The organism is Streptomyces sp. NPDC004788 (assembly GCF_053601115.1).
The window spans coordinates 1-20628 of record NZ_JBSGBF010000123.1 but is presented as its reverse complement, the minus strand read 5'-3'; the positions used below and the strand labels follow the sequence as shown (position 1 = coordinate 20628).

The 20628-nt window shown below is 72.9% G+C and carries 24 protein-coding genes; 10 read left to right on the top strand and 14 right to left on the bottom strand.

Annotated elements, in window-relative coordinates; all coding sequences use genetic code 11:
* Window positions 1-161 precede the first annotated feature (161 nt).
* The gene (locus ACWEJX_RS33915) at window positions 162-317 is read right to left on the bottom strand and encodes a hypothetical protein (RefSeq protein ID WP_451611258.1); all 156 of its coding nucleotides are present in this window, start codon (window positions 315-317) and stop codon (window positions 162-164) included.
* A gap of 85 nt (window positions 318-402) precedes the next feature.
* Between ACWEJX_RS33915 and ACWEJX_RS33910 the strand changes: the two genes are divergently transcribed.
* From ACWEJX_RS33910 to ACWEJX_RS33880, 7 genes are all read left to right on the top strand, one after another.
* Window positions 403-798 (top strand): BlaI/MecI/CopY family transcriptional regulator, encoded by a 396-nt coding sequence (locus ACWEJX_RS33910; RefSeq protein ID WP_451611260.1) that lies wholly within the window; start codon window positions 403-405, stop codon window positions 796-798.
* Window positions 795-1706 carry a M56 family metallopeptidase gene (locus ACWEJX_RS33905; protein WP_451611257.1) on the top strand — a complete coding sequence of 304 codons (912 nt, stop codon included), beginning with the start codon at window positions 795-797 and terminating at the stop codon, window positions 1704-1706. The genes ACWEJX_RS33910 and ACWEJX_RS33905 overlap by 4 nt, the downstream gene beginning before the upstream one ends.
* 103 nt (window positions 1707-1809) lie before the next feature.
* Entirely contained in the window at window positions 1810-2334 is a 525-nt protein-coding gene (locus tag ACWEJX_RS33900) for a GNAT family N-acetyltransferase (protein WP_451611256.1), read from the top strand.
* A gap of 298 nt (window positions 2335-2632) precedes the next feature.
* Entirely contained in the window at window positions 2633-3586 is a 954-nt protein-coding gene (locus ACWEJX_RS33895) for an SAM-dependent methyltransferase (protein WP_451611255.1), read from the top strand.
* A gap of 105 nt (window positions 3587-3691) precedes the next feature.
* Complete coding sequence (locus ACWEJX_RS33890; protein ID WP_451611254.1) at window positions 3692-4123, top strand: Fur family transcriptional regulator; 432 nt, start codon at window positions 3692-3694, stop codon at window positions 4121-4123.
* 97 nt (window positions 4124-4220) lie between these two features.
* Window positions 4221-5261: a response regulator transcription factor gene (locus ACWEJX_RS33885; RefSeq protein WP_451611253.1), complete on the top strand. Its 1041-nt coding sequence runs from the start codon at window positions 4221-4223 to the stop codon at window positions 5259-5261.
* Window positions 5262-5384: 123 nt separating this feature from the next.
* Complete coding sequence (locus ACWEJX_RS33880; RefSeq protein WP_451611252.1) at window positions 5385-6440, top strand: LuxR C-terminal-related transcriptional regulator; 1056 nt, start codon at window positions 5385-5387, stop codon at window positions 6438-6440.
* Between the two features lie 105 nt (window positions 6441-6545).
* Here the strand turns inward: ACWEJX_RS33880 and ACWEJX_RS33875 are convergent, their stop codons facing one another.
* From ACWEJX_RS33875 to asnB, 6 genes are all read right to left on the bottom strand, one after another.
* A complete protein-coding gene (locus ACWEJX_RS33875) occupies window positions 6546-6743 on the bottom strand; it encodes a hypothetical protein (protein WP_403799511.1) in 198 nt (65 codons plus the stop codon).
* 221 nt (window positions 6744-6964) lie between these two features.
* Entirely contained in the window at window positions 6965-8257 is a 1293-nt protein-coding gene (gene mshA, locus ACWEJX_RS33870; RefSeq protein WP_451611259.1) for a D-inositol-3-phosphate glycosyltransferase, read from the bottom strand.
* Between the two features lie 213 nt (window positions 8258-8470).
* Window positions 8471-10036, bottom strand: a complete 1566-nt coding sequence (locus tag ACWEJX_RS33865) for a class I tRNA ligase family protein (protein ID WP_451611251.1) — start codon at window positions 10034-10036, stop codon at window positions 8471-8473.
* A gap of 61 nt (window positions 10037-10097) precedes the next feature.
* Window positions 10098-10841 carry an SDR family oxidoreductase gene (locus ACWEJX_RS33860; protein ID WP_451611250.1) on the bottom strand — a complete coding sequence of 248 codons (744 nt, stop codon included), beginning with the start codon at window positions 10839-10841 and terminating at the stop codon, window positions 10098-10100.
* A 104-nt stretch (window positions 10842-10945) separates the two neighbouring features.
* A complete protein-coding gene (locus ACWEJX_RS33855; RefSeq protein ID WP_451611249.1) occupies window positions 10946-11875 on the bottom strand; it encodes a hypothetical protein in 930 nt (309 codons plus the stop codon).
* Window positions 11865-13691, bottom strand: a complete 1827-nt coding sequence (gene asnB / locus ACWEJX_RS33850; protein ID WP_451611248.1) for an asparagine synthase (glutamine-hydrolyzing) — start codon at window positions 13689-13691, stop codon at window positions 11865-11867. Before asnB ends, ACWEJX_RS33855 begins: the two co-directional genes overlap by 11 nt.
* 179 nt (window positions 13692-13870) lie before the next feature.
* On the opposite strand from asnB, the gene ACWEJX_RS33845 reads away from it, so the two are divergent.
* On the top strand, window positions 13871-14611 hold the full coding sequence (locus ACWEJX_RS33845) for a PIG-L deacetylase family protein (protein ID WP_451611247.1): 741 nt from the start codon (window positions 13871-13873) through the stop codon (window positions 14609-14611).
* 238 nt (window positions 14612-14849) lie between these two features.
* Complete coding sequence (locus ACWEJX_RS33840; protein WP_451611246.1) at window positions 14850-15122, top strand: hypothetical protein; 273 nt, start codon at window positions 14850-14852, stop codon at window positions 15120-15122.
* Window positions 15123-15134: 12 nt separating this feature from the next.
* Here the strand turns inward: ACWEJX_RS33840 and ACWEJX_RS33835 are convergent, their stop codons facing one another.
* Window positions 15135-16349: an FAD-dependent monooxygenase gene (locus tag ACWEJX_RS33835; protein WP_451611245.1), complete on the bottom strand. Its 1215-nt coding sequence runs from the start codon at window positions 16347-16349 to the stop codon at window positions 15135-15137.
* 18 nt (window positions 16350-16367) lie between these two features.
* A complete protein-coding gene (locus tag ACWEJX_RS33830; protein ID WP_451611244.1) occupies window positions 16368-17135 on the bottom strand; it encodes an alpha/beta fold hydrolase in 768 nt (255 codons plus the stop codon).
* 212 nt (window positions 17136-17347) lie between these two features.
* Here ACWEJX_RS33830 and ACWEJX_RS33825 point away from each other — a divergent pair, with 212 nt between their 5' ends.
* Window positions 17348-18199: a helix-turn-helix domain-containing protein gene (locus ACWEJX_RS33825; RefSeq protein ID WP_451611243.1), complete on the top strand. Its 852-nt coding sequence runs from the start codon at window positions 17348-17350 to the stop codon at window positions 18197-18199.
* Window positions 18200-18270: 71 nt separating this feature from the next.
* Here ACWEJX_RS33825 and ACWEJX_RS33820 read toward each other — a convergent pair whose 3' ends face one another.
* The 5 genes from ACWEJX_RS33820 to ACWEJX_RS33800 form a co-directional block, all read right to left on the bottom strand.
* Window positions 18271-18561 (bottom strand): hypothetical protein, encoded by a 291-nt coding sequence (locus tag ACWEJX_RS33820; protein WP_451611242.1) that lies wholly within the window; start codon window positions 18559-18561, stop codon window positions 18271-18273.
* A 189-nt stretch (window positions 18562-18750) separates the two neighbouring features.
* A complete protein-coding gene (locus ACWEJX_RS33815) occupies window positions 18751-19365 on the bottom strand; it encodes an SMI1/KNR4 family protein (protein ID WP_451611241.1) in 615 nt (204 codons plus the stop codon).
* Window positions 19366-19368: 3 nt separating this feature from the next.
* Window positions 19369-19503, bottom strand: coding sequence for a hypothetical protein (locus tag ACWEJX_RS33810; protein WP_451611240.1), 135 nt, complete (start codon window positions 19501-19503; stop codon window positions 19369-19371).
* A gap of 314 nt (window positions 19504-19817) precedes the next feature.
* Window positions 19818-20282 (bottom strand): ester cyclase, encoded by a 465-nt coding sequence (locus ACWEJX_RS33805; protein ID WP_451611239.1) that lies wholly within the window; start codon window positions 20280-20282, stop codon window positions 19818-19820.
* The gene (locus ACWEJX_RS33800) at window positions 20279-20416 is read right to left on the bottom strand and encodes a hypothetical protein (RefSeq protein ID WP_451611238.1); all 138 of its coding nucleotides are present in this window, start codon (window positions 20414-20416) and stop codon (window positions 20279-20281) included. Before ACWEJX_RS33800 ends, ACWEJX_RS33805 begins: the two co-directional genes overlap by 4 nt.
* Window positions 20417-20628: the final 212 nt, after the last annotated feature.

Sequence of the window (20628 nt, the reverse complement as noted above, 5' to 3'; positions counted from 1 at the left end):
GAGACCAGGCCTAGGTAAAGGTCGGTGTGGCGTCCAATGCGATCGGCCTCGTTATACGTACCTGTCGAAAGTTTTTCGGGGCCCGGGCCTTTCGGCCCGGCCCCGAAAGCCGATCAGAACCGGATCTGACGGACTCGCGTCGAAGACAACTGAACAGGGAATCAGCCGCCCTTGTGCGAAGGGCAGTCCGCGGTCAGCCGGACGCTCAGCCGAAAACACAGGCCGAGCACCTGACGGAGGAGCACCAGTTCCATCGAACCGGGCAGGCCGGGGACGCAGACCTTCGCGCAGGGGCGGTTCGCCATTGAGGTCGTCATCCTGGCATCGTACCCCTGGGGGGTATACCTGAGCAGGATCGGCGGCCCGTACGATGAGCCGCCCGTGAGCGGGGAGGGGATGCACGTGCGCCGGCTGGGAGAGCTGGAGGCCGAGATCATGGACCGGCTGTGGGCCTGGCAGCGGCCCGCGACGGTCCGCGAGGTCGTCGACGACATCAACCGGGGACGCCCGGTCGCGTACACGACGGTGATGACCGTCGCCGACATACTCCACCGCAAGGGCTGGCTGCGCCGGGAGAAATCGGGGCGCGCCTGGCTGTACGAACCGGTGCGCAGCCGCGAGGAGTACACCGCCGGGCTCATGCAGGACGCGCTCGGCGACAGCCAGGACCGGCCCGCCGCGCTGCTGCGCTTCGTGGAGACCATCTCCGACGAGGACATGGCGGCCCTCGACGCGGCCCTGCGCACCGCCCGGCGCGCACCCGGCGCCGAGGACGGCGAAGTCGGCGGGGCCCGGTGAACCACCACGCCCTCCCCCCGCTCGGGATCATCCTCTGTACCGGCTTCCTGGTGCCCTGGCTGCTCGTCCGGGCCCGCTGGGCCCAGCAGGTGCCACGGCTCGCGCTCACGGTGTGGGCGGCGAGCGGGGCGCTGTTCGCCGGCTCGGCGGCCCTCCTCTCCGCCCAGCTGGTCCTGCCGAGCCGGACCGGCCACCGGCTGAGCGACGCCCTGTTCGCGCTCGACATGCCGCCCTACGAGGAGTGGTCGCACCTGTCGGAGCGCGAGTGGGCGGCCTTCGCCGTCGCCGTCGCCGTGCTCGCCGCCCCCGTCGCCGGCTTCGCCCGCGCCCTGCTCAGGGCCCGGCGGAGCCGGCGTCGTCATGCCGCGACCCTGCGGCTCGTCGGGCGGTACGACGCATCGCTCGGCGCCACCGTCCTGGACCACGAACGGCCGGTCGTCTACTGCCTGCCGGGCAGTTCGCGCCGGGTCGTGGTCTCCTCCGGCGCGCTCAGCACGCTCACCTCCCCGCAACTGGACGCGGCGCTCGCGCACGAGCGGGCGCACATCTCCGGGCGGCACCATCTGCTCGTCGCGGCGACGGAGTCGTTCGCCGGTGTCTTCCCGCACCTCCCGCTCGCCCGGCACGGCGGCGCCGCGGTACCGCTGCTGCTCGAAATGGCCGCGGACGACCGGGCGTTGCGCCGGTGTTCGCGCGACGCGCTCGCCACCGCGCTCTACGCACTGGCCTCCGGAAAGGCACCGCGCCAGGCGTTCGCGGCGGGCGGTCCTTCGGCGGCGCTCCGCATGCGGCGCATCCTCACTCCGCAGGCCGCCGGACATCCGGTGCTGCGCGGACTGCTCACGATCGCGGCGGCCGGCCTCGCGGCGGCGCCACTGATCATCGCCTGCTGCTCGTTCCCGAATTAATACTAAGAGAATTCGTAGATTTCATGTCGGTCACGCTCGTCTGAATTCCCGGCTATTGTGGGTATGTTGGCGTTCAGCTCGACACGTCGAAGGGTACGGACCAATGCAGCTGGCTGACGTGCGGGCGGCGGAAGCCGCGGACGCGACGACGATATCCAGGCTGCTGGCTGAAGCCATTCGAGGCAGCTATTCGGAAATACTCGGCGAAATCCCCACCCGACGTCTCGTCTCCATGCAATGCGCACTTCCCCGTATCCGCGCGGAAATTGAAATTCCCGGTGGCGCCCCCGGCTGGCTCGGCTGGCTGGTCGCCACCGGCCCGGACGGCGCCCTGATCGGCGTGGCCGCGGGCGGCGTGCCCGTACCGGGCGAGGGAGAGCTGTACGCGCTCGCGGTGTGCCCGGACTCGCGGCGCGGCGGCGTCGGATCGGCGCTGCTCGAAGCGGCGAGCAGGCGGATGCGGGCGTTCGGCGCGACCGAGCAGCGGGTGACGCTGCCGGCGGACCGGGACCCGTCGCTGTCGTTCTACGAGCACATGGGCTTCGCCCCGCTCGCCCCGCTCGCACCGACGGCCGGGACGGCCGCGTCGGCCCGGAGGGCCGGAACCCGGCTGAACCGCCCCCTCTGAACCGCCCCCTCCGAACCTCCTCCCCTGAGCTTCCTCCCCTGAGCTGCCCCCTCCGAGCGGCCCCTTCCGAGCGGCCCCTCCGAGCAGCCTCTTCCGCGCCGCGTCCCGCGACTCCTCCTCGCACGTCCCTCCCCCGAACACCCGGGCGTGGCAGACACACGCCATCGCGTGTTCACGCCCCCGGATCCGCTGGAATCGGCCATCCGCCGCAGGTCAGGATGGAGCACAGCGGCGCGGACCCGGCGGCACGGGCTCCTCGCCCTCGGACGGCACGGACCGGCGAGCCCCTGGAGGAGCGATGCACACACCGAGCGGCACTTCCCTGCCCGTCGTGCCCGCAGCGCTCGCGCCGGTCCTGCCGTCCCGATACGAGCGGGCCCACCCACGAGGGCCGCACCAGCCCCACCACCCCCACCGGCCGGAGTTCCCCGGCCTCCTCGAACCGCCCGCCCCCGGCGCCGGCATCCGGCTCACGTCCGACTCCCTTCCCGGACTCGAAACGGTCTCGCCCGGCGACGAGGACTCGGTCTGGCTGCACGACGCGCTCCTCGGCCCGCACAGCGCCGACATCGTCCGGTACCTCTCTCTCGCCCGGTCCACCGGCGGCCCCGTTCTCGATCTCGGCTCCGGCGCCGGACGGCTCGCCGTCCCCTTCGCCCGGCACGGCTTCGCCGTGGAGGCCGTGGACCGGGACGGCCCCGCCCTGGAACGCCTCGAGAACTGGGCCCGGCGAATCGGTCCGCAGGTCGCCGGGCTGATCGTGACCACCCGGGCCGACCTCACCGAGTTGCGGCTCGACGGCGACTACCGGCTCGCGCTGCTCGCGGGCGCCATGGTCTCCGCCGTACCGCCGCAGGCGCGGCCCCGGCTGCTGCGCGAGATCGCCTCGCACCTGGGGGCGGGCGGAGCGCTGGCGCTCGACTACACCTCGCACCTGATGCCGGGGCTGGTCGCCGAGCCGCAGCGGACCTGGGCGTTCCAGGTGCCGCGGTTCGACGGTCTCGACGAGTGGGTGGTCGCCCGGCAGGACTTCGACCTGCGCTCGATGAGCGAGCGGATCACGTACTGCACGACCCGCACCGGCAAGCTCTCCACGGAGCGGGTGGTGCTCACCACCGACAAGTGGATCGTGGACGGCGAGCTGCTGGCGGCCGAGCTGCACTCCGCGGGCCTGCACATCGAGGGCCGCCGCCGGCACCGGATCGACGAGCGGACCGAGAGCGTGCTGCTCGTATGCCGGACGGACGACTGAGACGGCCGGCACGGTCCCCTGACGGCCGGGACGGCCAAGAGGTACGATGCCCACAAAAGTTTGGGCCGACCAGGTGGCGGGTGGCGGGCGGAGAAGATGGCAGTCGTGGAAGAGCTGACGGGCCGCGAGGCGGTGATCCAGCGCCTGCGTGACGTCGGCCTGCGGGTCACCGGTCCGCGCCTTGAAGTGCTCACGGTGCTCGCCGCCGGCGGCCATCTCGACGTCGAGGCGATCACCGCCACCGCCCGCGAGCGGCTCGGCACGCTCACCAGCCAGGCCGTCTACGAGATGCTGCGGCACTTCCAGGAGACCGGCCTGGTCAGCAAGTTCGACCGGCCCGGCCTGCCGGCCGTCTTCGAGATCGCCGGCCCGCCCCACCAGCACGCCCTGTGCCTGCACTGCGGCCGCGTGGAGAACGTGTCCGCGACCGCCCCCGCCCCGCCCGCCGGCAGTCTGCCGAAGTGGCGCGTGAGCGACGCCGAGGTGGTCTTCAAGGGCCTTTGCCCCGACTGCGACGAAGAGCCCACCGCGCGCTGAAAGAACGTGAACACCGTGCGACGCGTTCGAATTTGTGGCAGGGTCTAGCGGGGCGTTTCAACAGGATCCGCGCGATCCGAGGGGAGTCTGCTGCGCCGTGTCCAAAAACGCCGTCGGAGCGCGTACGGGAAGTGAGCAGGCCCTCGCCCTCTACCAGGAACTCCGCAGCGCCCCGGGCGAGCCCTTCGACAGGGTCGCCGAGCGGATCGAACTGACCGGCGCCGAACGGGACCGCTGCCGGCAGGAATTGGTCTCCCTCGGTCTGGTCGAGCCGGCCCCCGCGACCACGGACGCCGCCGACGCCGCGGATTCCGTCGTCGCCCCCGATGTCGCCCTCCTCCGTCTCCTCCAGCACGAACGCGACCGCCTGGAGCACCGGCTGGCCGAGACCAGCCGGGCCCACACCGCGCTCGAAACCCTCGCCGGACCGTTCCTGCGGGCCGGCATGGAGCCGGGCTCCGAGGTCGAGGTCGAGATCGTCGACGACCCGGCCCGCATCCGGCGCGAGCTGGCGGACCTGACGCACTCCGTGCGCGGCACCTTCCAGTCGATGCTGACCGGCTCCGTACGGCGCGAGGAGACGGCCCTCGAACTGGACCGGGACCGCGACCGCATCGAACGCGGGGTCTCCGTCCAGGCCATGTACAGCCACCGGGTCGGGCAGGTGCCCGAGATGGTGCAGCACCTGGCCGAGCGGAGCGCGCTCGGCGTGGAGATCCGGCTCTCCCCCGTCGTCCCGATGAACATGGTCCTCGCCGACGAGAACTTCGCGCTGCTGCCGACCGACCCGCGCGACCCGGACTCCGCCACGATCCTGGCCCGCGGCCCGGGCCTGGTGCGCTCCTACCGGGCGCTGTACGAGTACTGCTGGTCCGGGGCCACCCCGTACGGCCACGAGGAGTCCGCCGAGAACGGCGGCGACGGCCTCACCGAGCAGCAGCGGGCCGCGCTGCGCATGCTCGCCTCCGGGGTGAAGGACGAACAGGTGGCCCGCAACCTCGGCGTCTCCCTGCGCACGGTCAGCCGGCTGATCTCCGAGGTCATGCACGAACTGGACGCCGCCAGCCGCTTCGAGGCCGGCGTGAAGGCGGCCCGGCTCGGGCTGCTCGACGGCGAGTCGTACGAGCAGGCGACCTAGGACGCGAACCGACTCCTCGCGCCGGGAACTTGTGCGGGGAGCCCGTACGTGGAACACGTGGATCACGCACGGCGAGCAGGCGCGGGGAGCGGGTCGAGTACGAGGAGAAGGGGGAGCCTGGCCATGAGTACGGCGGGTGGCGTGACGGGGGACGGCCGGATCCATGGTCAGCTGGTGGCCCTCTACCAGGAGCTGCGCAGGAGAGGCGTCTCGAACTTCCCCGAGGTGGCGGCCGAGTTAGGTCTCCGGCCGGAAGAGCACGAGCGATGTCGGGCCGAACTGATCACCCTCGGTCTGATCGTGCCCACCACCAGCACCCACGCCTCCAGCGCCGACCTGAGCAAGGCCGGCTGGCGGCCGGAGGCGGACGCGGTCGCCTCCGTCGACCCCGAGATCGCGCTGCTGCGGATCCTGGACCGCGAGCGGGCCCTGCTGCGCGAGTACCTGGCCGAGGCCGACCAGGCGTACAGCACCCTGGAGACGCTGGCCGGCACCTTCCTGCGGCCCGGTTCGCTCACGAGCTCCCAGATCGCGGTGGAGGCGATCACCGACTACCGGCGCATCCAGCAGGCCCTGGAGGACATCGTCGACGTCACCCAGGAGACCTCCTGCTCGATGTACCCGACGGGACCCGCCAAGCAGGTGCCGGAGCGGATCTTCGAGCGCGACCGCCGGAAGCTGGACCAGGGCGTGCGGATCCGCGCCATCTACCGCAACCGGGACGCCGCCCGGCCGGAGGCCGCCGAGGTCCTGAACCGCCGCGCCGAACTGGGCGTGGAGGTCCGCATCGCGCCCGAACTCCCCATGACCATGGTCATCGTGGACGAGCAGTACGCCCTGGTCCCGCTGCGCCCGGAGGCGCCGGCCGAGGGCGCCATCCTGGCCAGCGGCCCGCTCCTGGTCCGCTCGTTCCTGAGCCTGTACGAGCACTGCTGGCACACGGCCTCGCCGTTCGGGGACGACATCGCGCCCGAACGCGGCGGCGACGGCCTCTCGGAACAGCAGCGGGCCGCGCTGCAGATGCTCGCGGGCGGCATGAAGGACGAGAAGATCGCCCGGAACCTGGGGGTCTCGCTGCGCACGGTGAGCCGGATGCTCTCGGAGCTGATGCAGGAATTGGGCGCGACGAGCCGGTTCGAGGCGGGAGTGCGCGCGGTACGCCTGGGATGGATCGACTGAGCGGTGCCCGGCGCCCGCTCCGGACAATGACGAAAAGAAAGTCCCCGTCATCGTGGCAGCGATTACGGGGACTTTCTTCTGGGATCAAATGCGCCGTACCGGGGGTCAGTTGGTGGTCGGCGAGGCCGTCGGGGCCGGACCCGGCCAGTCGACGGCCGTACCCGCGTGCTGCTCCAGCTGCGCCGGCTCCTTGTCCGGGGCGGCGGCCACGGCCGCGCCACCTGCGACGGCCAGACAGGCCACGAGCGCGAGGGCGAGCTGGCGCACCGCCCGGCGAATTCCGGAGTTCTGCTCAGCGGACATGATTCCTCCAGGAGTTGGAATATCGATTCCGTCTTCTTTCGGGGGCCCGTGCCGCCGGGCTGTTCCCTGAAGACATCTCTATTCTGTCCGGGCCCCTGGAGTGAATCCATAGATTGTCGATGCGTGGACCTGCCATGGCGTGTGTGCGTCAATCCGCCGCCACTGGAACGGAATTGTCCGATCCAGGCTGTCTCTAACCTTTGGTCGAACCAAAAGAGGTGCTAGACTCGTGCTACGGCCTTCTCGTTCCTCCAGGAGAGAGAGGCCGCCGGGGCAGGGGCGTGCCGCCGCCCTTGCCCCACCCGTGCGCCTGCCCGACTCGCCAGCGCGTCCTCGTACACGTCGATCGTCCGCGTCGCGGAAGCCCGCCAGCTCATCCCCCGCGCGTGCCGGACCGCCGCCTCCCCCATCGAGACCCGCGCCTCCGGGTGCCGGGCCAGCCACAGCAGCCTGCGGGCGTACTCCACCGGATCGTGACCCTGCACGAGGAGCCCCGTCACCCCGTCCCGCACCGCCGTCGGCAGCCCGCCGACCGCCGCCGCGAGCACCGGCGTGCCGCACGCCTGCGCCTCCACCGCCACCAGGCCGAACGACTCCGAGCGCGAGGGCACCACCAGCACGTCCGCCGCCCGGTACCAGTCGGCGAGCCGCTCCTGCGGCACCGGCGGGCACGGCCTCAGCACGTCCGTCACCGCGAGCTCCGCGGCCAGTTGCCAGGCCGTGCCCTCCCGGGTCGCGCCCGAGTGCCCGCCGATCACCGGCACGAGCAGCCGCCCGCGCAGCTCCGGCGCCATCCGCAGCAGCTCGGCGACCGCCCGGACGAGCACGTCCGGGCCCTTCAGGGGCTGGATCCGTCCCGCGTACAACGGGATGAAGGCGTCCGCCGGCAGCCCGAGCCGGGCGCGCGCCGCCGCCCTTCCCTCGCCCGGCGAGAAGGTGCGCAGCGACACCCCGGGCCGGACGACCTCGGTGCGCGGCGGCTCCGCCCCGTACAACGTGCGCAGCGCCTCCGCCTCGTCGGCGGTGTTGGCGATGAGCCGGTCGGCGTCGGCGGCGATCCGCTGCTCGCCGCGGATCCGCAGCTCGGGCTCGGGCGTGTCGCCGGCGGCGAGGTGGGCGTTCTTCACCAGGGCGAGGGTGTGCGCGGTGTGCACGAGCGGGGTGCCCCAGCCGAAGGAGGCGATCCGGCCGGCCTGCCCGGACAGCCAGTAGTGCGAGTGGACCACGTCGTAGCGCCGGTCCTCCTTCAGCAGGGCCAGCGAGAACGGCAGCACCAGGTCGGGCATGGCCTCCTTGGGCAGCGCCCGGCGCGGGCCCGCGTGCAGGTGCCGGACCCGGACGCCCGGCTCCAGGTCGACGAGGCCGGGCAGGCCCTCGCCGCGGCAGCGGGTGAACAGGTCGACCTCGACGCCCTGTTCGGCGAGGGCGTGGGAGAGCTCGACCATGTAGACGTTCATCCCGCCGGCGTCCCCGGTTCCGGGCTGGTGGAGCGGGGAGGTGTGGACGCTGAGCATGGCGACGCGCAGGGACACGTGGGACTCCTGTGGGGTGGGCCACGTGTCCCTGCGCGTGGCGCGCGGTCACGCGGCAGGGGTGGGTGCCGGGCTGCGTGGAGCGGGTATCGCGGTGGGAATCCTCGAAGCGCGCGCACGCAAACGCGTACGGGGAGCACGCGAAGTACGCGACTTCTTAGGGGCTTAGAAGTAAGGGGCTGGGTGAGCGGCGGTTCAGAAGCCGAAGACCGGGCCGGACGGCGGCGCGAGCCGGGTGCCCGGCAGCGGAGCGATCAGCGCCGACCAGTCGACGGCGCGGCCCGGCTCCACCTGGAGCGCCGCCGCCAGCCGGTCCGCGCCCTCCGGCATCACCGGCCGCGCCCACGCCGACAGGGCGGAGGCGACCGCCAACTGCGCGGCCAGCGCGGGCAGATGACGGCAGGCGGTGGTGGGCCGGCAGCGCTCGTGCGCGTTGACGTAGCCGAAGTCGGCGACCGAGCGGACCATCTCGTCGAGCACCGCGACCGCCCGGCGCGGGTCGAAGGCGTCGGGGCCGTACGCCTCGCGCAGGTCGTCCACGCCCCGGTGCAGCCGGCGCTCCAGGATCGCCCAGCCGGTGCCGCCGGGCATCGCCTGCGGCGCCAGCCCGTCGCACTCCTCGCGGACGGCCGAGAAGAGCCGGCCGAGCCAGGCGTTCCAGTTCTCGTCGAGCTCCAGGCGCGCGGCGGCGAGCCGGTCGCGCTGGTGGACGGTCCTGCGGCCGGTCGGCCGGGTCTGCAGCACGTGCCGGCGCAGGGTGTCGGAGCCGTACTCCGTCAGCAGGTCGAGCGCCCACACGTTGCCCTCGCGGACGCCCTCCTCCACCACGTACGACTCGTTGACGTTGAACTCCTGCGGCAGCTTGATGTCCTGCGCGAGCAGCAGCACCGGCAGCAGCACGGCATGGCAGAAGGCGTGCCCGAAGCCGCAGAAGTGGATCGTGCGGCGGGGCAGCGGGCCCTTGGTGTCGTAGCCGAACAGGTGCATCGCCGCCGCCTCGAAGCAGGCGTCGATCCGGTGGTCGGGGAAGCCCTCGACCGGCACCTCCAGGCCCCACTCCGCCGGGTGGCCGACCGCGATGTCCGGCAGCCCGTCCTCCACCAGCGACTCGCACAACGCGGCGAGACGCGGCGGCAGTTCGACGATCGCCCAGTAGTCGGACAGCTGGTCGCGGAACGGCTCCAGGGGGACGTAGAGCCGGCGGCAGCGCTTGGCGACGGCCGGCGTGTCGCAGAGCGAGCAGCGCGGCGCGATCAGGTCGCCGCCGTCGTTCGGACGGGCGCACTCGTGGCACATGCCGCCGTCGCTCAGCGCGCCGCAGTGCGGGCACGAGCCGGTGACGTGCGCCCCGTACAGCCAGCGCTCGCACGGCTCGCAGTACGGCAGCAGGCGGGTGCGCGGGGCGACGACCCCCTGCGCGTACAGGCGGCTGAACAGCTCCTGCACCCAGCGCCCGTACCCGCGGTCCTTGCGCGGCCTGACGATGTGGTCGAACTCGACGCCCGACCGCAGCCAGTCCGCGGTGATCGCCGCGCGGTAGCCCTCGGCGACCTCCTCCGGCTTGCGGCCCAGGCGCCGCGCTCTGACCTCGACCGAGCTCGCGTGGTCGGCGGTGCCGGTCGTGAAGCGGACGGGCTCGCCCTCGGCGCGCAGGAAGCGGGTCAGGACGTCGGCCGCGACGTACGGGCCCGCCAGGTGGCCGATGTGGAGTTCGCCGTGGGTGGCCGGAGGGGTCGCGGTGATCCAGACGGGCGTGTTCATGGGACCTCCTTGACGCTGTCGTGCGGTGCGCTCAGCGGAATAGGTCAGCGGGGGCTGCGGGTCAGCGGGGTTCGAAGTGGAAGGAGCGGATGAAGCAGTCGCGCGGCTGCTCGACGGCGTACACGATGCACTCGAAGAGCGCCTGCGTCGTCAGCTTCTCGTCGGGGGCCACGCCGTCCGGGTTCGCACCGTCCCACTCCGCGAACCGCGGGTCGGAGGTGGAGAAGTCCGGCGGGTAGAGCGAGAACACCCGGACGCCGGACGGCCGGAGGCGGCGCGACAGGATGTCGGCGAAGCCGGCCTGGGCGGACTTCGCCGCCCAGAACGCCTCGTGCGCGGCGCCGGCGGCGGCCGAGGCGCCCTCCGCGTCGCGGACGGCGACCATGTTGACGATGTCGGGCCGGAGGGAGTGGCGCAGGAGCGGCAGGAAGTGCTTCACCATCAGGACGGTGCCGCCGGCCGTCGACTCGATCGTCTCCACGATCTGGTCGTCGCTCGCCGCCTCCAGGTCCATCCCGTCCAGCCACCGTGCCCCGTTGTTCACCAGCAGGTCCACCCGGTCCGTCCGCTCGCCCACCCGGGCCGCGAACTCCCGGATCTCGGCGGGCCTGCTCAGGTCACAGCCGAACGCGTGAATACGGTCCCGGGCCGCCCCCATGACCTCCGAGCGGGTCCGCTCCGCGGCCTCGACGGTGCGTGCCGAGACATAGACCTCCGCCCCGAGATGCGCGAATCCGACGGCGAGCGCGCGGCCGAAATAGCGGGACGCCCCGGTCACGACGACACGCAGATTCTCGAATTTCATGTGTGTCTGCTCTCCCCACGGATGCGGATCCGGATGCCGGTTGGCGGTCGTATTTCAGCGTGGCAGAGGAGACGGGGCGATCGCCCGGCCGCAGCGGTGCGCGTTCACGCCGTTGCGTGGATACGCCACGGGAGCCGGATCCGGTCGAGGACGCGGGCCCGCTTGTCGTGGACGCGGACGCGGTCCGGGGCGGTGGAGGTGGTGACCGTGCCGCCCGGCGTCTCGATGGTGGTGACCGGCCCCGGGACGACGGTCCCCTCGATCGCCCCGGCCGCGCCGAGCGCGGCGGCCCCGGTGAGCGCGAGCCGCGGATGCCAGCCACCGACGGTGAGCGCGCGAACGGCGATGCCGCCGTGGGGCGTCGGAGCGAAGGCGGCGATCTTCGGGAGGGGTGAGTGGGGCGCGTGACCGAGGGTGCGGGCGACGCGGGCGCGCAGGTCGAGGAGGCGTCGTTCGAGGTACGGGTCCTCGGGAGGGAGGTGGCGCAGGTCCACGAAGACGTACGGGTTGCCGTAGCGGACGACGGACACGGGCACGCCGTCGACGAGATCGACCGGGCGACCGGTCGGGAGCGTCCCCGGGGCGGTGGGCGCGCGCAGGAAGTCCAGGCTGTACGAGTCCCCGTACGGGATGCACCGGATGACGTCCCCGCTGGTCACCGCGCGCACGGTGACGGGCTCTTGCCGCCCGTCGGCGACGACGCAGGCGAGCAGCGAATGCCCGCAGCCGGTCCGGAAGTCGAACCGCCCACCGGGCAGCGCCTGCACGAACCGGTAGTCGAGGTCGGCGCCGTGCGGGCCGGGAAGCGTCGAAGCCCCGTACACCGCGATCTTGTTGAGGGCGGCGTACGGGGTGCGGGTCGCGAGGGTGTGGCGCAACTGCGCCAGCTCCTCGGAGAGTGCGAGGGCGCCGGGCGGCAGCTGGTCGAGCCGGAGGACGAGGGTGGGCCCGGGGGCGTCGTCGGCCCGGACGACGGTGGCGGTGACGTACCCGTCCCGCGACGACCGCGACGCCCCCGGTGGTTCAGGCCGCACAGCCCACCGGGATCCGCATGCCCTGCACCACGTCCGTCCACAGCTCGTGCACCGCCAGCGCCCACAGCGTCAGCGCCGCGTGCTGGTTGGGGCGCTCCAGGTGTCGCCTCAGGAGCTTCTGGACCCGGTCCGCCCGGACCTTGCCGCCCAGTACGAGGCGTGCGGGCGACAGCAGCTCCCGCACCGTCTCCAGGAGCGGCCCGCCGGGCGCGATCATCGCCGCGATCGGCAGCGTGAAGGGCTGCTTCGGCCGGTTGAGGACCGCCGCCGGCAGCAGCTCCGCGCCCGCCTCGTACAGCGCCCGCTTCCCGTGCCGCGCCGCCACCGGCAGCTCGCGGGCGTGGGTGACCACCGACGGCTGGCAGAAGGGGAGCCGCGCCTCGACGGCCCAGGCCATGGAGAGGTGGTCGACGCGCCGCAGGTGGTACGCGGGCAGCCGCCAGCGCGTCTCGAAGGCGGTCATGGCGGTCGTGCGGTCCGTGCCGGCCGCCTCCGCCGACCTGAGCTCCTGCTCGATGCGGTCGGCGGCCGACCCCTCGTCGGCGATGAACGCCGCGTACGAGGAGGTGTACAGGTGCTCGCGCAGCAGCCGCGGCGCCGCCGACAGCGCGTCCGCGTAGGCGGCGGCCCAGTCGAACCCGGCCGGCGCCGTCAACGCGGCCCGCATCCGGTCGTACCCGCCGAAGAGCTCGTCCGCCCCGTCACCGGCGAGCGCGACGGTGAAGCCGTTCTCCCGGACGGCGCGGAAGAGCGCGTACGTGGAGAGCGCGATCGGGTCGGCGTTCGGCTGCCCGAGGTGCCGTACGGTCCGGGTCAGCAGCGACGGGATCTCGTCGGGGTCGACCACCACCTCGTGGTGCACCGTCCGCGCCCGGCGCGCGACCGAACGGGCGTACGCGGACTCGGAGTCGGGCCACTTCCCCCGGTACGTGAGGTGGAAGGTGTGCAGCGGCGGCGCGTCCGTCTCCCGCCCGTGCTCCGCCGCGAGCGCCGTGACGAGCCCGGAGTCGAGCCCGCCGCTGGTGATCGCGCACACCGGTGCGTCCGCGGTGGCGAGCCGCCGCACCTCGTGCCGCAGCACGTCCTGGGTGTTCCCGACGGGCCGCGCGGCGGCGGACGCGTGCGGGGTGCGGCGTCGTACGACGGGCGCGCAGCCGGGCCGTACGAGCGCCGTCGCACCCGGCGGCAGAACACTGATGCCGTCGAGCGCGGTGTGCGCCGAGTAGCTCGTACGGGTCGCGAGGACGGTGTCGAGCGCGTCCTCGCGCGGTGAGATCCGCACCCCCTCGAACGCCAGCAGCGCCGGGATCTCGGAGGCGAAGCGGGTCGAGCCGTCGTACGGGTCGTGGTGGACGTGGATGGGCTTCATGCCCATGTCGTCCACGGCGAGGACGAGTTGGGCGCCGCCACCGGTCCCGCCCGGGCGCAGGTCGAGGACCGCGACGGCGAACATGCCGTCGAGGTGTTCGGCGAAGGCCGGCCCGTACTCCGCGTACAGCGCCGGCAGCAGCGTCCCGTCGCACCGGTCGGGGAAGCGGTGGCCGCGCGCGGCGAGGCGGCGGCGCAGCTCGTCGTGGTTGTAGATCTCGCCGTTGAGCACGGCGAGGATGCCGGGGAGGTGGGGCAGCCGGTACGGCTGCGTGCCGCCGCACGGGTCGGTGACGGCGAGCCGGTCGCAGCCGAGCGACCAGCCGGGGCCGCTGAGCACCTGGTGCTCGTCGGGGCCGCCGTGCCGCTGCCGGGCCGAGACCGCGGCGAGTTCGGCCGGGTCGGGTCGGTCCGCTCCTGCGGCGAACGAGCCGAGGATCCTGCACATGAAGGTCGCCTCCGGATCTCATCCGGCAGTCGCCACTGGTCGCCGCCACTGCCCGCTGTCCACATGTCGCACCCAATGATTTGAATCTACCAACTTTTTGACTGGCGCGTAAGTGCCATGTCCGGTTCACGCCACGACTTGGCCTTGCGACGCTCCCGCCGCGCCAAGAGGCTGGCCCCATGGAGGACTTGGACATCGACCCGACCATCCGCAGTGCGCCGGAATCACTGCTGGTGGTGGCGGCGCACCCGGACGACATCGAGTTCTGCGTCAGCGGCACCGTCATGCAGTGGATCGAGCGCGGCACCCAGGTCACGTACTGCATCGTCACGGACGGCGACGCCGGCGGTTACGACCCGATGCTCCCCCGCCAGGCCATGGCGGACCTGCGCCGCGCCGAGCAGATGCACTCGGCGAAGCTCAGCGGCGTCGTCGACGTCGTCTTCCTCGGCTACCCCGACAGCTTCGTCGAGGCGAGCGTCGAACTGCGCCGCGACCTGTGCCGGATCATCCGCCGGGTCCGCCCGCAGCGCGTGATCATCCCCTCCCCCGAGATCAACTGGGCCCGCGTCGCCGACCTCCACCCCGACCACCGCGCCGTCGGCGACGCCTGCCTGCGCGCGATATACCCCGAGGCCCGCAACCCCTTCGCGCACCCCGAACTCCTGAAGCAGGAGGGCCTGGAGCCCTGGATCGTCCACGAGCTGTGGCTGATGACGGGCCCGACCCCGAACCAGTACGTCGACGTCACCCCCGTCTTCGACCGCAAGGTCGAGGCCCTGCGCATCCACACCTCCCAGACCGCCCACTTCGACGACCTGGCGGGGCTGCTGCGGGACTGGCTGAGCGAGCACGCGAGGGCGGGCGGGCTGCCGCCGGGGCGGATGGCGGAGGCGTTCCAGATCGTGCACATCGACTGAGCGGTGCCCAGGGTGTCGGGCGCACGCGGACGAACCCCAGGACCGCCACCGCCACCGCCACCGCACCACCGCCACCTGATCGGCCGAGCAGCGAATCGGTTCGCCCGCCCCCTGGAGAGTGAAACCCGCAGGTCGGACGAAGTGTGAGGAGCAGGCGGACGGCAGCCTGGGCGGTGCGAGGACGGGCGAAGGGCCCGCCCCGCAGCACCCGTGACCCGATCCGTGAAGGAGCCCCACCGTGAAGGCGTTCACCCGTCTCGTCGCCGTCGCCGCCTGTACGGCCGCCGCCGCGCTCGCCGTCGTACCCACGGCGCAGGCCGCGCCCGCTTCCCCCGCCGCGAAGGCCGCCGCCGGCTGCCGCTACTACTACACGAGCTACTTCCGCGGCCCCAACGGCGAGACGACCGGCAGCGGCGAGTACGCCGAGGGCGACCACGACCCCGAGGGCCGCATCTGCCGCAACGGCTGGTGGGTGTCCCCGTACGAGCTGGACGAGCCCTTCGGCGCCTGACACCGGGGCCGTTCACTCCATCCGGAGGCGGAACCCGTAGTCGTCGACGGCCACGGCGTTGTGGAGGCGCGCGCTCTTCGTGGTGAGGCGGAGGAGAGCGCGGCCGGCGCCCGCGGGCAGGGCGGAGATCAGGCGGGCGCCCTGGGCCAGTCCCGACACACCCAGGCGGGACGTGGGGATCAGGGTCTTCGCCGCGCTCAGCGCGGCCGCGCGGCTGCCGCGTACGTACTCCGCCATCGCGCGCTCGTAGGCGGGGAAGGCGCGCTCGTGGTCGCCGCCCGCCCGTGCCAGCTCCCCGGCGAGGACGTACCCACCGACCACGGCCAGGCTGGTGCTGCCGCCGACGGCCGGGCCCGGGCAGTACCCCGCGTCGCCGACGAGCGTCACCCTCCCCCGCGACCAGGTGTCCATCCGGAGCTGGGTGATGGAGTCGAAGTAGAACGCCGGGGTGCGGCCGAGCTCGTCCAGCCAGCGGTCCACGTCGGGGTGCAGGCCGGCGAACGCACCGCGCAGCAGTTCCTTCTGCCGGGACACGTCGCGGTGGTGGCAGTCGAGCTCGCGCTCGCTCCGGAACAGGAACAGTGCCCGCGCGTCGCCGAGGTGGCGCGCGCCGTACATGCCGGCGGTGCGGCCGACGCCGACGTGCATGACGAGCTCGCCGTCGAGGCCGGAGAGGTTCGGCACGGTCAGCACCCCGAAATAGGCCCCGGCGAAGGCGCTGAAGCGGGACTCGTCGCCGAAGACGAGGCGGCGCACGTTGGAGTGCAGCCCGTCCGCGCCGACGACGAGGTCGAAGCGGCGCGGCGCCGCGTTCTCGAACCGCACCTCGCCGTCGGGCGAGATCGCGGTGATCGAGTCGCCGAAGACGTACTCGACGTCGTCGCGTGCGGCCTCGTAGTAGATCTCGCTCAGGTCGTCGCGCATGATCTCGACGTGCCGGTCGGAGGCAGCGCCGAAGATTTTGGACAGGTCGGCCCGGACGGGACGCCGTGAGCCCTCCCGGTGGACGGTCATGCGGTTCGTGGCGGTGGCGAGCTCCTCGACACGCGGGAGCACGCCCATCCGCTCCGAGATGTCCATGGCGGGCCGGAACAGGTCGACCGCGTGCCCGCCGGTCTTGCGCAGGGTCGGGGCGCGCTCGACGACGGTGACGGAGAAGCCGTACCTGGTGAGCCAGTGGGCAAGCACCGGACCGGCGATGCTGGCGCCGGAGACGAGAATCCGCATGGCACCCCTCCTTTCCACTCAGTCCACCGGTACGGCGCGGATCGCGGTGAAGGCCAGCAGGTCGGCGGCGGTCCGCGGCGGGTCCTCCAGCAGGGGCGAGTGCCCGAGCCCGGGCAGCAGCACGACCTTCGCGCCCGGAACAGCGTGGTAATCGGAGGCGGACGAGGATCGCCAACGCCGGTCGTCCTCCCCGAAGATCACGAGGAGCGGCTTGCCGACGGCCGTCAGCCGCTCCGGCAGCGCCCGCTCCGCCAGGTAGGCGCGGACGGCCCCCATGGTCGCGGTGAGCGAGTGGTACGTCATGCAGCGCACCTCGTCCAGGAGTTCGTCCGGGATCCGGTAGCCCGGACGGCTGAACGCCGTGCTCGCGAACGCCCGGAGCTGCTCGTCGGTCGGCGGCCACCGCGAGGGGTCGATCGCGGCGGACTCCGGTGCGATGAAGGCACCCAGGCCGGGGCCGGTGTTGACGAGCGCGAGCGCGGTCACCAGCTCGGGTCGCTCTTCGGCGAGGGCGGTGGCGACCGCGCCGCCGCTCGAATGCCCGACGACCACGGCGTGCCCGACGCCGAGCCGGTCCAGTGCGGCGCCGACCCGGCGTGCCTGGTCCGGGAGCGCGTAGCCGCGGTCGTCCGGTTTGGCCGACCGGCCGTGCCCGAGCAGGTCGATCCGGATGACGCGGTGGGACCCGGTCAGCAGCGGAACCATCGGGTCCCAGGAGCGGGTCGAGGAGGCGGACCCATGGATGAGGAGGAGTGCGGGGGCGTCGCGGGGGCCGTCCTGGGACACGTAGAGGTCGTGGTCGCCGTTCGTGTACGGATCGTCGTGAGGGCCGTGAGGGCCGTGAGAGCCGTGAGAGCTGTCAAGGACGTACGAGCCATCAGGGACGTAAGAGCCGTCAGAGACGTCGGAAGCAGTCATGAGCCCACTGTCTCCGCCGGGACGCGCCGCTGGATTGTACGAATGTTCCCCGCCGGCCCGGGCTCACGTAGCTTGGGTGCATGCGGAGTTTCGCGCGCGGTGGGGCGGTGTGGGGCGTCGAGTGCCCGCAGCGGCCCAGCCGGGTGGCCGGAGTCACCATGGCCGGGTTCCGTGTTCCTGACCTGGACGCGCTCCGGATCGTCCCGCACCCGGCCGTGACGCTGCTCCTGGAGTTCGGCGCCGGCACGCCCGTCCTCGACGGCGCCGCCGGGCAGCAGCGGCGGGGAAGCGTCGTCGCCGGGCCCGGGCTCGGGTCCGGCGGCGCGGTGCGGGCGTGGGGAAAGAACGTCGAGTGCGTGCAGGTGCGCCTGTCCCCGGTGATCGCGGGCGCGATCCTGGGCGTCTCCCCGGCCGAACTCGACGGCGCCGTCGTCTCCCTGGGCGCCCTGTGGGGCGACCGGGAGACGTCACGGATCCGCGAGCAGCTCGGCGAACTCCCGTCCTGGCAGGACCGTTTCGCGTTGACGGACGCACTGCTCGCCCGCCGGTACGAGGCGGGGCCGCCGGTGGACCCGGAGGTGGCCCGGGTCTGGCACCGGATCGTCGGCAGCCATGGCCTGGCCCGGGTCGACGACCTCGCGGCCGAGGTCGGCTGGAGCCGCAAGCGCCTGTGGTCCCGCTTCCGGTCGCAGCTCGGCCTGCCGCCCAAGCGTGCCGTGAGCCTGGTCCGCTTCGACCACGCCGCCCACCTCCTGGTCGCGGGCGAAGGCGCGGCCCGGGTCGCCGCCGACACCGGCTACGCCGACCAGTCCCACCTGCACCGGGACGTCAGGGCGTTCACGGGGGCGACCCCGGCGACCGTGGCCGGCGAACCGTTTCTCGCCGTCGACGACCTGGCGTGGCCGAGGCGCGGGGCAGCCGCCGTGCCTTGATCGATCCGCCGCCCGCAGCCCGGCCTCCGCCGTCCGTGCGGACGGCGGAGGCCCAGACTCCGCGGCGCGGTTCAGCCGTTCAGCGCGTTGTTCACCAAGCGGGCGCAGACGAAGAAGACGACGGCCACCACAACGGTGACCCCCAGCATGGCCACGGCCTTGAGGGCGTTCGGCAGGGCGGACTTGGCGATCTTCACGTTGGCCACCATGCCCGCGGCTCCCACCGCACCGCCGATCGCTCCGCCTATGAAGAGCAGTGCCAGCGGGAGCGCGGAAAGAGCCTTCTGCCAGGGGGCGATCCCGTCGAAGAGCCGCTTCTTGGCGGGCGGTTCGAGGGGGCCGAGCTGCGGTGCCTGAGACATGCCTGTTCCTTCCGGCGCGTCGTGCGCACGCAGCCGAACCAAGGGGTGAGGACCGCAGGATGACGCGCCCGAGTAGAGCGTGCCCGCGGACCGATCTCGTTGGGCTGGCGGGATCCTAACCGGACCGATGGCATCCGGTGAATGCCCGGCACCGGCCCCGATCCGGCCGCCCGTCGGTGGCGCTGGCGCTCACCAGTCCACCAGGTCCGCGAAGCCGCGCCCCGCCCAGTCTGCGAAGGTCGCGGGGCGGCCGCCGAGTCTCATCGGGAGGAGGAGGTCGCAGGTGGCGCGGGCGTCGAACCACATCTCGCCGCGGTGCGGGCCGGTGACGACCAGCAGGGAGCGGAAGCCGCAGCCTCCCTCCCGCAGGAAGACGGCGCCGGCCGTCTTCCGCTCCTGGAGCACGCCGCACTCGGCGTCCCACATCTCCCAGGCCGCCTGGCCCTCGCGGGGCGGCTCGCGGTCGCCCAGCTCGTCGTCGTAGGCGCGGTACGAGTCGGGGTGCGGGAACGGGTGGGTGAGCAGGTCGTGGTTGGTCTCGGAGTTGCCGTACCAGCCCCAGCCCTGCGGGCCCCGGGTGAGGGCGTAGAGGTCCCTGCCTCCGGCGCTGACCCACAACAGGTGGTGGCGGTAGTCGGCCGGGAAGGTGATGCCCAGCTGGGCCTCGGCCTCCTCGACCTCCTCCTCGTGCAGCGGGGGCGGCGCGGTGTCCCCGAGCAGGGGCCACGCCCGCGGGATGGAGGGGCCACGACGGTGGCCCCTCTCCAGTCGGGCCAGCTCGGCGATCCAGTCCGTGCCGGTCATCGGTTACGGGCAGCTGATGACGTTGCCGGCCAGGACGTACGTCGGGCCCTGGTCCAGCGCGGCCGCGGTGCCGAACGCCAGCGTGGTCGCGGCGAAGGCGAGGGCGATCGCGATGCCGATGCGCTTCTTGATGTCCATGATGGTGGTCCCCCTTCAAGTGACGGCATTCTGCCGTCAGTTCGTCGCGATCATGCCATGACTCAAAGCCGTCTGCGCGCCATTGCCGCCCCTTTGAGAGCGAACGTGAAGTCGCCGGAGAGCCGGCCGCCCGGCCGGTGTCGCGGTCCGGGCGATACGGACCGGCCGCGCCGCCCGCGCCGAGGCGCCGGGCGTCATGCCCTTCGAGGGCGACGCGGTGGCCGGTCGGGCGCCGCGCCACCGGAACGGGATCCGGCGGCGGGGCGCCCGCGGGCAGGGTCGTCGGACGGGCAGGGTCGCCGGACGGGCCGGACCTAGTCCGCCTGCGGCCAGGGCCAGCCGAGCTGGATGAAGAGGCCGAGGCGGTCGCTGACGCCGCGGATCTCGGTGATCCTTCCCTCGCGGAGGGTGAAGATCCAGATCGCCTCGTTCTCGAAGCTGCGGCCGGTCGGCTCCGGCATGCGCACGTGCGCGTTGTTGTGCGTGCCGCGCTGGGTGACGCGCGCGACGACGCGGTCGCCCTCGGCGATCAGTTCCTCGACGTGGCCCGTGAGCGGGTCGAACGCCTCGGCCTGCATGCGCAGGCCCTCGAAGGCCGCGCCCGGCTCGTCGGCCTCGCCGTGGATGATCTTGTTGTGGTCGATGACGTCGGGCGCCATGTACGTGGGCAGGTCGGCGAGCCGGCGCTCGCTGATCGCCTCGAAGAAGCCCAGGACCACCTTCTTGTTCGCGTCCACCATCGTGGCCGCACCCCCGTCCTGTCGGTCGTCGCCGCTCACGGGCAGCTGCTGACGTTGCCGGCCAGGACCTCGTACTTCGGGCCCTGGGTCAGGGCGGCCGCTGCGCCGACGGCGAGCGTGGTCGCGGTGAAGGCGAGGGCGATCGCGACGGCGATGCGCTTCTTGATGTTCACGGTGGTGGTCTCCCCCCAAGTGTCGGCCCCCTGCCGACAGTTAGGCGTGATCATGCCATGACCTGATGTGGAGGGTGAGGCCCGCATGCCCAGCCCGCCCCCGGACACCCGTCCGCCGCCTCCTCACCAGGTGAGGAGGCGGGCGGGGGGGGGGGGGCGGGGGGGCGCCGGGGCCCCCCCGGGCGGCCCCCCGGGCGCGCACCCCCGCGAGC